At 66.6% G+C, this 15032-nt stretch carries 14 protein-coding genes; all 14 read left to right on the plus strand.

Annotated features, from left to right (window positions below):
• The first annotated feature begins 62 nt into the window (after nt 1-62).
• Entirely contained in the window at nt 63-383 is a 321-nt protein-coding gene (locus ROY82_04185; protein MDT3681666.1) for a V-type ATPase subunit subunit G family protein, read from the plus strand.
• Complete coding sequence (locus ROY82_04190; protein MDT3681667.1) at nt 380-2368, plus strand: hypothetical protein; 1989 nt, start codon at nt 380-382, stop codon at nt 2366-2368. The genes ROY82_04185 and ROY82_04190 overlap by 4 nt, the downstream gene beginning before the upstream one ends.
• Nucleotides 2368-2679 (plus strand): V-type ATP synthase subunit K, encoded by a 312-nt coding sequence (locus ROY82_04195; protein MDT3681668.1) that lies wholly within the window; start codon nt 2368-2370, stop codon nt 2677-2679. Before ROY82_04190 ends, ROY82_04195 begins: the two co-directional genes overlap by 1 nt.
• A 2-nt stretch (nt 2680-2681) precedes the next feature.
• The gene (locus tag ROY82_04200) at nt 2682-3272 is read left to right on the plus strand and encodes a V-type ATP synthase subunit E (protein MDT3681669.1); all 591 of its coding nucleotides are present in this window, start codon (nt 2682-2684) and stop codon (nt 3270-3272) included.
• A gap of 6 nt (nt 3273-3278) precedes the next feature.
• Nucleotides 3279-4307, plus strand: coding sequence for a V-type ATPase subunit (locus tag ROY82_04205; GenBank protein MDT3681670.1), 1029 nt, complete (start codon nt 3279-3281; stop codon nt 4305-4307).
• The gene (locus ROY82_04210; GenBank protein MDT3681671.1) at nt 4300-4626 is read left to right on the plus strand and encodes a V-type ATP synthase subunit F; all 327 of its coding nucleotides are present in this window, start codon (nt 4300-4302) and stop codon (nt 4624-4626) included. Before ROY82_04205 ends, ROY82_04210 begins: the two co-directional genes overlap by 8 nt.
• Before the next feature lie 15 nt (nt 4627-4641).
• The gene (locus ROY82_04215) at nt 4642-6381 is read left to right on the plus strand and encodes a V-type ATP synthase subunit A (GenBank protein MDT3681672.1); all 1740 of its coding nucleotides are present in this window, start codon (nt 4642-4644) and stop codon (nt 6379-6381) included.
• Between the two features lie 13 nt (nt 6382-6394).
• Nucleotides 6395-7819: a V-type ATP synthase subunit B gene (locus ROY82_04220; GenBank protein ID MDT3681673.1), complete on the plus strand. Its 1425-nt coding sequence runs from the start codon at nt 6395-6397 to the stop codon at nt 7817-7819.
• Nucleotides 7820-7836: 17 nt separating this feature from the next.
• Nucleotides 7837-8472 (plus strand): V-type ATP synthase subunit D, encoded by a 636-nt coding sequence (locus tag ROY82_04225; GenBank protein MDT3681674.1) that lies wholly within the window; start codon nt 7837-7839, stop codon nt 8470-8472.
• A gap of 253 nt (nt 8473-8725) precedes the next feature.
• Nucleotides 8726-9751, plus strand: a complete 1026-nt coding sequence (locus ROY82_04230) for an amino acid ABC transporter substrate-binding protein (GenBank protein MDT3681675.1) — start codon at nt 8726-8728, stop codon at nt 9749-9751.
• A gap of 161 nt (nt 9752-9912) precedes the next feature.
• A complete protein-coding gene (locus ROY82_04235; GenBank protein MDT3681676.1) occupies nt 9913-11724 on the plus strand; it encodes an ABC transporter permease subunit in 1812 nt (603 codons plus the stop codon).
• Between the two features lies 1 nt (nt 11725).
• Nucleotides 11726-12943 (plus strand): amino acid ABC transporter permease, encoded by a 1218-nt coding sequence (locus ROY82_04240; GenBank protein MDT3681677.1) that lies wholly within the window; start codon nt 11726-11728, stop codon nt 12941-12943.
• A 34-nt stretch (nt 12944-12977) separates the two neighbouring features.
• Nucleotides 12978-13763 carry an amino acid ABC transporter ATP-binding protein gene (locus ROY82_04245; protein ID MDT3681678.1) on the plus strand — a complete coding sequence of 262 codons (786 nt, stop codon included), beginning with the start codon at nt 12978-12980 and terminating at the stop codon, nt 13761-13763.
• Nucleotides 13764-13856: 93 nt separating this feature from the next.
• Nucleotides 13857-15023, plus strand: a complete 1167-nt coding sequence (locus ROY82_04250) for a PilT/PilU family type 4a pilus ATPase (protein MDT3681679.1) — start codon at nt 13857-13859, stop codon at nt 15021-15023.
• The last annotated feature ends 9 nt before the right edge of the window (nt 15024-15032 follow it).

The following is a 15032-nucleotide window of genomic DNA, read 5'->3' on the forward strand; positions in this document are numbered from 1 at the left end:
TTCCCACGACATCAGGCCCGATACTTGGTGCCGGTGCTGCAGTGTGACGGAAGGAGGGCCGCTTGGAAGCTCGAGGAGAACGACTGCTCCAAGACCTCGTGACCCAGGAGAAGAACCTGGTACGTAAGGTGGAGGAGGCCAAGGCCAAGGCCAAGGCGATCGTCGAACAGGCGGCGGCGGACGCTGCCAAACTCGTCGCCGAGGGCAAGGCGCGGGCGGAGGGCGCGGCCAAGAGCGACCTCGAGGCCGCGACCAAGCAGGCCGAGGCCGCACGCAACGAGATCTTGCATAACGCACGCGACGCCGCCGGGTTGCTCAACGACAAGGCCAACAACAACGCGGGCCGCGCCGCTACCATGGTGCTGGAGAAGGTCTTGCCATGATCGCCACGATGGACCAGGTGTTGGTGGTCGGTAGGCGCAGCCGCGCCAAGGAAGTCCTGATCAGCCTTCAGAACCTGGGTGTGGTGCAGGTCGAGACGCTCAACCCCGACTCCACGCAAGATTCCATCCGCCGACTGAGACTGGAAGGCGCGGACCTGGAGGCCAAGGAGAGCTGGGACCGACTGGTGGCGCGTTCTGCGTACCTCATCGGCCAGCTCCAAGTAGACCCCGAATCGCAAGCGCGCGTGGAGGTCGGCTCGGATCCAGCGGCCATCGAACGCGACCTTTCGGAAGTCGCCGAGCAGGTGGACCGGCTGGTGGCGGAGCGCGGCGAGTTGAGCGACGAGCTCGAGCTCATCCACAGCTACCTACCCCTACTTCGTGACCTCGCACCCCTGCTGGGCCCCCTCGACGACGCCAGGTACCTTGCCGGCGTCGGCTTCTTCATCGAGGAGGGCGGGCTGGAGACGCTGGAGCCGGTCGTGACGGAGGCCCTGGGCGGGGCCGTCATGTTCGCGAGCCGCCCCTACCGCAACGGCCGCCTGGTCGCCACGGTGACCCTGCGCCGCTTACTGGCCGACTTGCGCAGCGCGCTCGCCAAGCAGGGCGTTTCGGAGATCGTGCTGCCCGACAAGTACGCCGGTCTCGGCGTTGCCAAGGCCGCCCACATGATGGAGGAGCGTGCGCGCGTACTGCCGCAACGGCTCGAGAACATCGGCGCCGACCTCCGCAAGATCGGGGCGCAGCACGGTGCGCGCCTCGCTTCACTCGACCGCGCCGCACGCAACCATCAGGAGCGCTACGCGCGCTACCAGGACCTGGCGGAGGGCCGCTACGGCTTCGCGCTGCTAGGTTGGGTGCCCAGCGCCGACCGACCCAACGTGGTGGCGTCGCTTAGTAAGCAGTTCGGTGGCGACATCATCGTCGAGACCCGCGAGGCGGACGTCCACCACGACGAGAAGGTGCCCGTCAAGTTCGAGAACGCGGCCTGGGTACGACCGTTCACGGGCCTGCTGGCGCTCTTCGCGCCGCCCAAGTACGGCAGCTTCGACCCGTCGTGGACCCTCGCCGTGTTCTTCCCGCTCTACTTCGGCCTGGTCGTCGGCGACATGGGCTTCGCCATCTTGTTCGCCGTCATCGCCTGGCTGCTGCGCAAACGTGGCGAGGCGGGCAAGAAGCTCGACATGGGTCCGTTGAACATCGTCGTTCCGGCGCAGGCCCTCAAGCCCATCAGCACCGTCATCTTCTGGTGCGCCGCTTGGGCGTTCGCCTGGGGCTTCGTGTACGGCGAGTTCCTCGGGAACTTCCTCGAGCGCTTCCCGGCGGGCCGGCCGATCTTCTACACGACGGCGCATCACGAGGTGGGTTACGGCCTCATCAACGTCCCGCTGCTGCGCATCGAGGTCTTCACGCCCCTCTTGCTCCTCACAATCGCCTTCGGCGTGCTGCAGGTCGTGGGCGGCTGGTTGATCCGCATCGTCTTCGGCTTCAGGCACCAAGACATGAAACACGTCTTCGAGGGCGTCGGGATGGCCTCGGGCCTGATCGGCATCGTGATCTTCGCCTGGGCGTTCCTCAACGACTCGGTGGGCCCCCTGGTCTTGGGCATCGTCGGGGTACTGCTGCTCGTGTTCCTGATAAACGCCGTGTTGGCCAAGATGCCCCTGATGCTCGTCGAGCTCATCTCCAACTCCGGCAACATCCTCAGTTTCCTGCGACTCTTCGCGGTGGGTCTGTCCGCCGCTCTGGTGGCCAACCTGGTCACCGACCTGGGCTTCGCGATAGGCGGCACGCTGCCCATCCTCGGCCCCATCCTGGGTATCGCCCTCGGGTTGACGATCCACCTGTTGGCGCTGGCCCTCACGATCATCGGACATGCACTGCAGCCTCTGCGTTTGCAGTATGTCGAGTTCTTCACCAAGTTCGGCTACTACGACGAGAGCGGCCGACCGTATAGACCGTTCAAGCTACTAGGAGGAAAGTGATGATCAAGGCAGTTCGCGTTCTCTCGGCAATCTCCCTCTTCGCCCTCTTCGGTGCAGTCGCCTTCGCCCAGTCGGTCAGCGGCCCCGGGCTCGGGGCGGGCCTCATCGCCCTCGGCGCCGGCCTCGCCATCGGCCTTGCCGCGATCGCCGTGGGCATCGCCCAGGCCGCCATCGGCAGCGCCGGCGCGGGTCTGCTCGCCGAGCGCCCCGAGGCCTTCGGACAGATCCTGATCTACCTCGTGATCCCCGAAACGCTCATCATCTTCGGCTTCGTCATCGCGTTCTTCCTGAACAACCAGATCGGCGGGTAAGCGTGGCTGAGCTTTCGGCTCTCCTCGAGCAAGAGGCGAGCTCGGAAATCGAGACGATCATCTCCGAGGCGCAAAGTCGCGCCTCGGAGATGATCGCGAACGCGAAGACGGAGGTCGAGACCTTGACGGCCAGCCACGCGCGCGCCGCGAAGGCGCAGGGCGAAGCGGCCCTGGTGCGCGCGAAGTCGGCCGCGCAGCTGGAAGCGTCCGCGTTGCGCCTCAGGGCCCAGCACGACGGGGTCGAGAGCGTCTTCGCGGCGGCGCGCGACAAGCTCGACAAGCTGCTCAGCGATCCGGAAGAGTACGCTCCCGTGTTCTCGAAGCTCCTGAGCGAAGCGGTCGCGGCAGCGGGCACGCAATCACTGCAGGCCGTCATCGTCGGTCCACAGGACCGGGAACTCGCCGAGAAGGCCGTTGCGGCCGCCGGCCTCACCGTCCCGGTCGAAACGGCCGCTGACGTCAAGGGCGGCATGCGCCTGCGCACCGCCAACCGCAGCGTCATCGCGAACACCCTCTACGGTCGGCTCGAGGCGTTGCGCGGTGAGCTTGCCTCGGAGGTCTCGACGGCGCTCTTCGGCGCCAAGGCAGGTTGAGGGCGCATGTCCAGTGATTACGGCTACATCAACGCGCGCGTGCGCGGGATGAGGGCGAAGCTCCTGGGCCCACCCTTCTATCAAGCGGCGCTCGACGCCAGCGATTTTCGCGCCTTCACCTCCAGCCTGGCACAGACCCCGTACGTCAAAGAGTTGGAAGAGGCGCAGGCGCGTAGCACCGGCCTGGCCGCCGTGGACCACGCCGTGGCCAGGAACGTCTACCACACGGCGCATAGCCTCTTGACCTTCTCGGACGGGCAACCCCGGGAACTCATCGGCCTGCTCCTCATGCGGTTCGACCTGGCCAACGTGAAGGCCATAGCCCGGGGCAAGCACGCGGGGAAGGGCCTGGAGGAGATCGAGGGCTCGCTGTTCCCCGCCGGTGAGTTGCGGCCCAGCCTGCTCGAGCAGGCCGCCATGGCCAGCGACATGGCCGCGGCCGCGCAGGTCCTGGCCGTCGCGCGCAGCGAAGTGACTTCGGCCTTCGTAAGGGCGGCTCGCCGCTATCAGAGCGACCCCGACCTCTACGCGCTCGAAGTGGCGCTCGACCAGGCTTACTACGCGGCCATCCTCTCGCGCGCCGACGCCGCCGACGTGCCCAAGGCGCTCAAGCGCTACCTGCAACTCGAGGTGGACGCCGCCAACCTGCGCACGGCCCTCAAGATCCGCGGCAGGGCCCCCCAAGCGGCCGCCGACCTGTTCATCCGCGGGGGGCACGAGATCAAGCGCGCTGCCTTCGACGCCATCGTCAACGACCCCGAGGGCGCCGCTCTTGGCGTGCTGGCAGGCGGGTCGTTCGCCGCCGTCGCCGCCGCTGCTGCCGGCGAGAGCGGCCTGGGCGCCGCGGAGGCCGAGATCCGCAAGGTCCTCGACGCAAGCGCGCACCGCCTCTCGCTTGCCCCACTGAACATCGGCGTGGTCGTCGACTACTTGCGCCGGAAAGAGGCCGAGGCGGCGCAGCTGCGCCTCCTCGCGCGGGGCAAGTTCTACGGCGTCCCACGCGAGACGCTCGAACGGGAGCTGGCACATGCCTAAGTTGCTCGTCCTGACCGACGCGGAGACAGCCATCGGCTACCGGCTGGCCGGCGTAGAGGTGCGCGAGAGCGTCCCCGAGGACGCAGTCCACGCCTTGGAAGAGATCATCCACGACGACGCCTACGGACTGGTGGTGGTCGACGAGGGGCTCATCCACGACCCCGTGAAGGTCAGCGAGCGCGCCATGCGCGGCCGCGACCTGCCGGTGCTCCTCAGCGTGCCCAGCCTGGGCGCCGCGTTCGGCGCCGGCGACGACGCCGTCACCTACATCAAGGACCTGGTGCGAAGCGCCATCGGCTTCGACATCAAGTTGGAATAGCGGGAGAAACGATAAATGGCCATCGAAGGCAAGATTCAACGCATCTCGGGCCCCGCCGTCATCGCCGAAGGCATGATGGGCGCGCGCATGTACGACATCGTGCGCGTGGGCAACGAGAACCTGATCGGCGAGATAATCCGACTGGATCACGACACGGCGTTCGTCCAGGTGTACGAGGACACCGCCGGCCTCACCGTCGGCGAGCACGTGACCTCGACCGGCCTACCCCTAGCAGTGGAACTGGGGCCCGGGATGCTCAACGGCATCTTCGACGGCATCCAGCGCCCGCTCGACAAGATCCGCGAGGCCTCTGGCACCTACATCACGCGCGGCATCATCGTCAACTCGCTCTCGCGCGATGCCAAGTGGAGCTTCACGCCCGGCGTCAAGGTCGGCGACAAGGTCGAACCCGGTCACGTGCTCGGCACCGTGCCCGAGTTCCAGTTCACGCACAAGATCCTCGTGCCACCGACCACCTCCGGCGTGGTCAAGAGCGTCGTCGCGGCCGGAGACTACACGGTCGACACCGCCGTCGTGACGCTGGAGGACGGCACCGAGCTGAAGATGTATCACGCCTGGCCCGTGCGCCAACCGCGTCCGGTGGCCAAGAAACTCGACCCGGTCACGCCCTTCCTCACCGGCATGCGCATCCTCGACGTGCTCTTCCCGCTCACCATGGGCGGCACCGCCGCCATCCCCGGGCCGTTCGGCTCTGGCAAGACGGTCACGCAGCAGTCGATCGCCAAGTACGGCAACGCCGACATCGTGGTCTACGTGGGCTGCGGCGAGCGCGGTAACGAGATGACTGACGTGCTCGTCGAGTTCCCCGAGCTCGTCGACCCCAAGAGCGGCGACCCGCTCATGCAGCGCACGGTGCTCATCGCCAACACCTCCAACATGCCGGTGGCGGCGCGCGAAGCGTCCATCTACACGGGGATCACCCTCGGCGAGTACTTCCGCGACCAGGGCTACTCCGTGTCGATCATGGCCGATTCCACCAGCCGCTGGGCCGAGGCGCTGCGCGAGATCTCCTCGCGCCTCGAGGAGATGCCCGCCGAGGAAGGTTACCCGCCGTACCTCTCGTCGCGCCTGGCTGCCTTCTACGAACGCGGCGGCCGCGTCACGACCCTCGCGGGCGACGAAGCGGCCGTCTCCATCATCGGCGCCGTCAGCCCGGCGGGCGGCGACTTCTCGGAACCGGTCACGCAGGCAACCCTGCGCATCACGGGCTGCTTCTGGGCGCTCGATGCGTCGCTGGCGCGCCGCCGGCACTTCCCGGCCATCAACTGGAACCGCTCCTACTCCCTCTTCACGCCCATCATCGAGGAGTGGTACCGCGCCAACGTCGCCGAGGACTACCCGGAGCAGCGCGACCGCGCCGTGACCCTGCTGCAGCAGGAGAGCGACCTTCAGGAGGTCGTGCAGCTGGTCGGCCCGGACGCGCTTCAGGACCAGGAGCGCCTCGTCATCGAAGCCGGCCGCATCCTGCGTCAGGACTTCTTGCAGCAGAACGGCTTCGACCCCGTCGACGCCGCGTGCTCGATGACCAAGGCCTACGGCATGCTCACGATGATGCTGCGCCTCTACGACCAGGCCAAGGCCGCCCTGGAGGCCGGTGCCACCGTCGACGACATCCTGAAGAACCCCGTGATCGAGAAGATCCAGCGGTCTCGCTACGTGGCCGAGGACGAGTTCCCCGACTACCGCAGCGCCGTCTTGACCGAGCTCGACAAGGGCTTCGCGGTCCCCGCGTGAGGCTAGGAGAGAGATGAGCAGCAACTTACTCAAGAAGGTCTACAGCGAGGTCAGCTACGTCTCGGGGCCTCTACTGTTCCTGCAGAACGCCCCCGACCTCTCGTACAACGCCATCGTCCAGATCGAGGACGGAACGGGCCGCCTGCGCGGCGGCCAGGTCATCGAGGTCTCCAAGGAGTACACGGTGCTGCAGGTCTTCGAGGAGACCTCCGGCATCGACCTGTCGAGCACCACGGTCAGCCTGGTCGAGAACGTCGCGCGCCTCGGCGTGGCCCGCGAGATGATCGGTCGGCGCTTCAACGGCGCCGGCAACCCCATCGACGGCCTGCCGCCCGTGATCGCCGACGAACGCCTTCCCATCGGCGGGGCCCCCATCAACCCCGTCGCGCGCAGCAAGCCCGAGGAGTTCATCCAGACGGGCATCTCCACCATCGACACCCTCATCAGCCTCGTGCGTGGCCAGAAGCTGCCCATCTTCTCGGGCTCCGGCCTCCCCGCCAACGAACTGGCGGCGCAGATCGCGCGGCAGGCCACCGTCATCGGCGAGGACACCGAGTTCGCCGTGGTGTTCGCGGCCATGGGCGTCACGCAGCGCGAGCTGACGTTCTTCACCCAGGAGTTCGAGCGCACGGGCGCGCTGGCGCGCTCGGTCCTATTCCTGAACAAGGCGGACGACCCGGCGGTGGAGCGGCTCCTCACCCCGAAGATGGCCCTCACCGCCGCCGAGTACCTGGCGTTCGAGCACGGCTACCACGTGCTGGTCATCCTCACCGACATGACCAACTACTGCGAGGCCCTCCGCGAGATCGGCGGGGCGCGCGAGGAGATCCCCGGACGCCGCGGTTACCCCGGCTACATGTACACGGACCTGGCGTCCATCTACGAACGCGCCGGCGTGGTCGAGGGGCTCAAGGGCTCCATCACCCAGCTGCCCATCCTCACCATGCCCGACGACGACGTCACCCACCCCATCCCAGACCTCACGGGCTACATCACCGAGGGCCAGATCTACCTGGCGCGGCCGCTTCACAACAAGGGCGTCTACCCGCCCATCAACCCGGGGCCTTCCCTCAGCCGACTGATGAACAACGGCATCGGCGAGGGCAAGACGCGCAAGGACCACAAGAACGTGGCCGACCAGCTCCAGGCCGCCTACGCCAACGGCCTCGACCTCAGGCGCCTCGTGGCCATCACGGGGGAGGACGCGCTCTCGGAGAACGACAAGCTCTACCTCGCGTTCGCCGACGAGTTCGAGCGCCGCTTCATCAACCAGGGCGGGGAGAACCGCTCCATCGAGGATTCGCTCGCCATCGCCTGGGCCATCCTGTCGCGGCTCCCGAAGAGCGAACTGACGCGCCTCGCCAACGACCAGATCGACAAGTACTACGGGGCCAAGATGGACGAGCTGTGGGGCACGCTGCGCCAGGACAGGATCTGAGACGGAGGAGGTAGGCCATGGCTGAGAACATCGCCCCGACCAGATCGAACCTCCTGCAGAGGCGCGACCAGGTCAAGCTCGCCATCCGCGGGGCAGACCTGCTCAAGCGCAAGCGAGACGCGCTGGTCGGCGAGTTCTTCGCGCTCGTCAAGTCGTCGCTCGAGGCCCGTCGCGAGCTTACCCGGGCGAGCCGCGAGGCGTACTTCGCCCTCTTCCTCGCGAACGCCTGGGACGGCCCGGAGGCGGTCGGCAGCCTGGCGCTTGCCCAGGAGAAGCACCTCGAGATCGAGCTCAAGATGGAGAACATCTTCGGCGTGAAGGTCCCGCTCGTGCAGCCCCCGACCTTCGACGACGCGCTGCCGTTCTCCCCCGTGGGGGCCGGCGCCTCCACCCTCGAGGCCGCACGCCAGTTCCGCAAGCTGGTGGAGGCCCTCGCCACGGTGGCGGCCACGGAGACGCGGCTGCGCAAGATCGGCGAAGAGATCAAGAAGACCAACCGGCGCGTGAACGCGCTCGAACAGCTGGTCATCCCCGGGATCAACTACGAGATCCGCCACATCCAGTCCGTGCTCGAGCAGCGCGCGCTGGAGGAAGTCACGACCCTCAAGCGCATCAAGGCGAAGCTCGAAGCGCGCAACGAGGCGAGGGCCTGAACTCTCGCGCCGGTGTAGTGCCGATTGAGTCGGCCGTCGTGATCGGTTCAGGTACGAGGAGCGCCCTTCGCTGGGCGCTCCCGGTTTTTTGGCTGCCGATCTGGACGTACCGACCCGCCTGGCGACGGTGGCGCCTCGCCACGTTCTTTGACAGGACCATGGGGTTCCGGATAAAGTTCGTTGGACCCCTCCAAACTCCCTTGGTAGGGGAGTCGAAAATCTAGTTCTCGCTTGACCCCAGGAAGGTGGATTCATGGTTAGAACCATCCGTATCCTCGTCGCGCTAGCCCTATTGGTTGGTGCCAGTGCCGTATTCGCTGAGGGCCGACTCCAGGCCATCAAGGACCGTGGCGAGCTCCGCTGCGGCGTCAACTCCTCGCTCGCGGGCTTCGGCGTTCCCGATGCCCAAGGTAACTACCAGGGCTTCGACATCGACTTCTGCAAGGCCATCGCCGCGGCCGTCTTCGGCGACGCCTCCAAGGTCGTCTACCGTCCCCTCACCGCAGGCGAGCGCCCCACGGCCCTCCAGTCGGGCGAGATCGACGTGCTGATCCGCAACACCACCCGCACGAGCAGCCGCGACACCGACTGGGGCGCCAACTTCGCCCCCACCACCTACTACGACGGCCAGGGTTTCATGGTGCGCAAGGACTCCGGCATCAACAACCTCCAAGACTTCGAGGGCCGCTCCATCTGCGTGCAGTCCGGCACCACGACCGAGACCAACTTGGGCACCACCCTCGCCGGCCTCGGCGTGCAGTTCACGCCGGTCATCTTCGAGACCGCCCCGGTGCTCATCAAGGCCTACGACGACGGCCAGTGCGACGGTTGGACCACCGACACCTCGGGCCTCGTCTCCTACCAGCTGAGCCTCCGCCAGCCGGACGATCACAAGATCCTCCCGATCGTCATCTCGAAGGAGCCCCTCGGGCCGGCCGTCCTCCACGGCGATGACCAGTGGTTCGACGTCGTCACCTGGACCGTCTTCGCCCTCTTCAACGCCGAGGAGTACGGCGTCACGCAGGCCAACGTCGACGAGATGCTGATCAGCGCCAAGGACCCGCAGATCCTGCGCCTCCTGGGCGCCCCCGGCTCCGAGAGCTACGTGCAGGCCTTCGGCCTGAGCGCCGACGCCTTCTACCAGGCCATCAAGGCCGTGGGTAACTACGGCGAGATGTTCGAGCGCAACCTGGGCGCCGGCTCGGTGTTCGGGCTCGACCGTGGCCTCAACGCTCAGTACTACGAGGGCGGCCTCATCTACGGCTACCCCTTCAACTAAGGCCGGCTAGGTAACCGCGGCGCCCGCGCGCGCAGCTTGAAACGCTCGCGCGGGCCCCGCGGTCCTTTGATTGTCACCGGCATCGTTGACCGAGCACCAGCGTTGATCGAGCACCAACGAATCATGACCGAACCGAAACCTAGCACCAGGGAAGCGAACCGATGGTAGACGCACAACTGCCGCGCCGCTCCAAAGAGACGAGCGTGCCGTTCTGGCGCAACGTCAAGGTCATAGGCCTGCTGGCGCAGATAATCTTCGTCCTCGCCATCGTGGCCGGCATCGGTGTGCTGGTGAACAACGTCGTCACGGCCCTCGCCGCGGCGAATCTGCCGGCGGACTTCTCGTTCCTCACGAAGCCCGCGGGCATCCCCATCGCCGAGCGGCCCATCCCGTACGAGGTCACCGACACCTACGGCAGGGCACTGCTCATCGGCTTCCTCAACACGCTGAAGGTCGCCGTCGTCGGCGTGGTCGTAGCTACTTTCCTGGGCGTGCTGTTCGGCGTCATGCGGCTTTCCACCAACTGGCTCACCCGCAACATCGCCAGCGTCTATATCGAGGTTCTGCGCAACATCCCCCTCGCCGTCCAGATCGTCTTCTGGTACTCGGCTATCTTGCTGCCTTTCCCGCCGCGCATCAGCGACCCCACGTCGCTGCCGGGCGGTATCTTGCTGTCGAACATCGGGCTGGCGTTCCCCGCGCTCTACCCGACGTATCGCTTCTCCACGTGGATCCCATACCTCATCGCCGGCGTCTTACTGGCGGTCTTGGCCGCACTCTGGCGCCGCAACCGGCTCAGGCGCCTCGACGTCGTGGGCCGCGTCTGGCCCTACCCGGTCGTGACGTTCCTGCTCGTGGCCGGGGTCGGCCTAGGGCTGAGCTACGTGAATCCGAGCGTGCCCGACAACCTCGAGTTCACCTTCGAGGCCGACCGCGGACGCGGCACGACGGCCTTCGTCGAAGACGGCAAGAGCCGGGCGGCCGCCTTCGTTCCCGTGACCATCACGCTGCCGGAAGCAACGCTGACCACCACCAGCCAGAACCTGGTCGAGAGCCGCAAGGTCGTTCCCGGCACCGTCCGCTTCCCGCTGATAGGCAAGGACGAGGCGTCGTCGTTCGACGTGGCGTTCGCCGACCCAGCGGCGGCGGAGGAGAAGGGCCTGAAGCTGGCGTTCACCGACTACCCCTCCATCGGCGCCGTCTACGCCGACCGCAACGGCAACGACAAGCTCGACCCGGGTGAGGACATCGATCCCGAGACGGGCCGCGGTTACGGCGGCGTGTCGGTGGTGATGACGCTCACCGACTTCCACCGCACGCTCGTCTCGGACCGCGACGGTCAGGTGCGGACGCCCCTCTTCAAGGCGGCCGCGGTGGCGCAGCAAGCCGACACGGGCCAGAGCGGCCTGCCGCGACCTGGCACGCGCTTCTCGGCCTTCGGGCCGCAGGCGGCCGAGGTGGAGAAGGCCAACCTCACCGCGGAAACTGAGATCCTGCCCGTGGGCGCGCTCGTCTGGAGCCGGGTGTACGTGCCGGTGACCAACTACGAGGGCGGCATGCGCTTCACGGTCAACTACCTGGCGCTGCTCCTCGCGCTCGTGATCTACACTTCGGCCTTCATCGCCGAGATCGTGCGCGGCGGCATCCTCGCCGTGCCCAAGGGCCAGCGGGAGGCCGCGCGCGCCATCGGCCTCTCCGGGTATCAGACGTTCACGCTCATCATCTTCCCGCAGGCCATGCGCATCGTGCTGCCACCCATGATCAGCCAGTACCTGAACCTCACCAAGAACTCGTCGCTAGCCGCCCTGGCCGGTTACGCGGAACTCTTCGTCATCGCCAGCGTCATCAGCAACCAGACCGGCGCCGCCATCCCCATCGCCCTGCTGCTCGTCGGCGCCTACCTGAGCATCAGCCTCGCCTTCTCCGTGGTCCTCAACCAGGTCAACGCGCGGTTGGCCATCGTGGAGCGCTGATATGACCGGCATGATCCCTCCCCGCCAGCCACCCGTAAAGACGCGGGGCTTCAGTTACTGGTTGCGCCACAACCTCTTCGACGGTCCCTTCAACTCGGTGCTCACCATCTTGTCGGCCGCCATCGTCGCCTGGGCCGCCTACAACCTGGTCATGTTCATCTTCGTAGAGGCGTCCTGGGGTCAGGTCTGGCGCAACATGAAGCTCTTCGGCGTGTACCGCTACCCCATGGAGTTCCTCTGGCGACCGCTACTAGCCGTCGGGGTCATGATGGGCCTGATGGGCGTCATGGCGGGTGCCGGGGGGCGCAAGTCGATCGTCGGCAGCGCCTTCGTGGCCCTGCAGGGCTTCCTCGCGCTGGTCTCCATCGTGGCCATCATCTTCTGGCCTTCCGTGCGCTACTTGTGGCCCATGACGGTGGTCCTGGGCGGCATCGGCTACCTGCTCGGCGCGCGCTGGCCGCGGAGCACGACCAAACAGCTTCCATGGGCCTGGGGCGCCTGGCTCGTGTTGGGCTACCTGGTGCTCGCCGGCGTGTCCGGCGCCGGTCCGCTGACCAAGGTGCCCGTGCGCGACTGGGGCGGTTTCCTGCTCACGCTCATCCTCTTCACCGGCATCGTGCCAAGCTTCCCCCTAGGCATCGCGCTGGCCCTGGGGCGCAACAGCAAGCTGCCGGCCATCAAGTACATCTGCATCGGCTTCATCGAGGTCGTCCGTGGCGCGCCGCTGATCATGTGGCTCTTCATCGCGTCACTGCTGCTTCCCCTGATCCTGAACGTCGACGCGCAGGCGCTACCGGCCATCATGCGCGCCTACGTGGCCATCACGCTGTTCTCGGCCGCCTACATGGCGGAGAACGTTCGCGGCGGCCTCCAGGCGGTGCCGCGCGGCCAGAGCGAGGCAGCGAGAGCGCTCGGCCTGTCTGGTTGGCAGACGATGCTGCTCATCGTCTTGCCCCAGGCCCTGCGCGCGGTGATACCGGCCATCGTCGGCCAGGCCATCGGGCTCTTCAAGGACACCTCGCTCGTCTTCATCGTCGGCCTCATCGACTTCTTCAAGGTGGGCGACATCGTTTCGGTTCAGCCGGAGGCACTCCTCGTTACGGGGGGCGTCAAACTCGAAGTGTTCTTGTTCATCGCGGCCATCTACTTCTTCTTCGCCTACCGCATGTCGATAGCCAGTCGGCAACTCGAGCGCAGGCTCGGCGTCGGGGAGCGATGAGCGCTACAACAGCATCCAACGAGGGAGGTAACACGTGACCGACGTGTCCAATGCGTCAACGACGGTGCGCGCCGATGCGCCGACTTCCGGTGAGCAGATCATCGACATCGAGGGTCTCAACAAGTGGTACGGCGAGTTCCACGCGCTCAAGGACATCTCCATGTCCGTCAACCGCGGCGAGGTGGTCGTCATCATCGGGCCTTCGGGCTCGGGCAAGTCGACGCTCATACGCTGCATCAACCGGCTCGAGGAGCATCAGCAGGGCAAGATCGTCGTCGACGGGGTGGAGCTGACCGACGACGTGCGCGCCATAGACCAGATCCGGCGCGAGACCGGCATGGTCTTCCAGTCCTTCAACCTGTTCCCGCACCTCACGGTGATCGACAACATCACGCTGGCTCCCATCCGCGTGCGGAAGTGGAAGAAGTCCAAGGCCGAGGAGAGGGCGCGTTACTTCCTCGACAAGGTGGGCATCCCGGAGCAGGCGAACAAGTTCCCGGGCCAGCTCTCAGGCGGCCAGCAGCAGCGCGTGGCGATCGCGCGCTCGCTCACCATGGAGCCCAAGGTCATGCTCTTCGACGAGCCGACCAGCGCACTCGACCCCGAGGTCATCGGCGAGGTGCTCCAGGTCATGGTCAACCTCGCGAAGGAGGGGATGACGATGGTCGTCGTCACGCACGAGATGGGCTTCGCGCGCGAGGTGGGCGACCGCGTCATCTTCATGGACGCCGGCCAGATCGTCGAGGTAGGCCCGCCCGACCACTTCTTCGAGAAGCCGCGGGAGGACCGGACGCGCGCGTTCCTCTCGAAGATCCTGTGACGCCGACGTCTCGCCGAGCAGTTCATCACACCGGCCTTGCGCGCGGAAAACCTAGACTAGGGTCATGAGACCAGTGACAGGAGGTGGGTCCCGGTGACCGACGCTGCCGGTAGTCGTGGCATCCGCATCGCAGACGTGCTGCGCAACATCGTGGCGAAGGGGGCCTCGGACATCCATCTCCAGGCTGGGGCGCCGCCCTACATGCGCGTGGAGGGGGAGCTTTACCCGTTCGAGGGCGTGCCCACGCTCACCCCGGAGCAGACGGAGCAGATCGCCCTCGCCATGATGAGCGAGTCGCAGCGCGAGCTCTTCCGCCACCGCCACGAGGTCGACTTCGCGTTCACGATCCCCAACGTGGCCCGGTTCCGCTGCAACGTCTTGCGCCAACGCGGCTCGGTCGGGGTCGTCATGCGCGTGATCCGCGACGCCATCCCCAGCTTCGAGTCGTTGGGACTGCCGGGCGGCGTCGTCACCGACCTGGCGAGCCAGCCGCGCGGACTGGTGCTCGTAACGGGCCCCACGGGCTCCGGGAAGACCACCACGCTGGCCGCGATGGTCGACTTCATCAACCGGCGCTTCGCGCGGAACATCATCACCATCGAGGACCCCATCGAGGTCCTGCACCGCAACCAGAAGAGCCTCGTGATCCAGCGCGAGATCGGACTGGACACGGCCGACTTCGTCGGGGCGCTGAAGTTCGCCATGCGCCAGGATCCCGACGTCATCATGGTCGGCGAGATGCGCGACAAGGAGACGGTCGAGGCGGCCATCTCCGCCGCACAGACCGGCCACCTGGTGTTCAGCACGCTGCACACGCTCGACTCCATCCGCACGGTCAACCGCATCATCGACTTCTTCCCGCCGCACGAGCGCGACCAGATCAGGATCCTGTTGGCCGAGTCGCTGCTGGGCATCCTCAGCCAGCGGCTCCTCTCCCGCGCCGACGGGTCGGGCCGCGTGCTCGCCCTCGAGGTCCTCGTGAACACGCCCCTGATCCGTGACTACATCAAGGACGAGGAGAAGACCCCCCTCATCAAGGAGGCGCTCATGCAGGACAACCTGCGTGGCATGCAGACCTTCGATCAACACTTGGTCGAGCTCTACCTGGCGGGGCGCATCGCCATGGACGACGCCACCTTCACGGCCACCAGCCCCCACGAGTTCCGGCTCATGGTCACGCAGCGGCAGGGCGGCATCGGGATGGACGAGCTCGGCGACGTCGCCGGCATCCACAAGTCGAGGGGCGGTTTACAGCGCTGAGCCCAGCCT

The sequence above is a fragment of the Truepera sp. genome, assembly GCA_032027045.1.
Taxonomy (GTDB): domain Bacteria; phylum Deinococcota; class Deinococci; order Deinococcales; family Trueperaceae; genus JAAYYF01.

Bases quoted from the DNA above. Each gene is read 5' to 3' on its own strand.
- ROY82_04190 (MDT3681667.1), top strand. From the start codon at position 380: ATGATCGCCACGATGGACCAGGTGTTGGTGGTCGGTAGGCGCAGCCGC.
- ROY82_04195 (MDT3681668.1), top strand. From the start codon at position 2,368: ATGATCAAGGCAGTTCGCGTTCTCTCGGCAATCTCCCTCTTCGCCCTC.
- ROY82_04205 (MDT3681670.1), top strand. From the start codon at position 3,279: ATGTCCAGTGATTACGGCTACATCAACGCGCGCGTGCGCGGGATGAGG.
- ROY82_04210 (MDT3681671.1), top strand. From the start codon at position 4,300: ATGCCTAAGTTGCTCGTCCTGACCGACGCGGAGACAGCCATCGGCTAC.
- ROY82_04215 (MDT3681672.1), top strand. From the start codon at position 4,642: ATGGCCATCGAAGGCAAGATTCAACGCATCTCGGGCCCCGCCGTCATC.
- ROY82_04220 (MDT3681673.1), top strand. From the start codon at position 6,395: ATGAGCAGCAACTTACTCAAGAAGGTCTACAGCGAGGTCAGCTACGTC.
- ROY82_04225 (MDT3681674.1), top strand. From the start codon at position 7,837: ATGGCTGAGAACATCGCCCCGACCAGATCGAACCTCCTGCAGAGGCGC.
- ROY82_04230 (MDT3681675.1), top strand. From the start codon at position 8,726: ATGGTTAGAACCATCCGTATCCTCGTCGCGCTAGCCCTATTGGTTGGT.
- ROY82_04235 (MDT3681676.1), top strand. From the start codon at position 9,913: ATGGTAGACGCACAACTGCCGCGCCGCTCCAAAGAGACGAGCGTGCCG.
- ROY82_04240 (MDT3681677.1), top strand. From the start codon at position 11,726: ATGACCGGCATGATCCCTCCCCGCCAGCCACCCGTAAAGACGCGGGGC.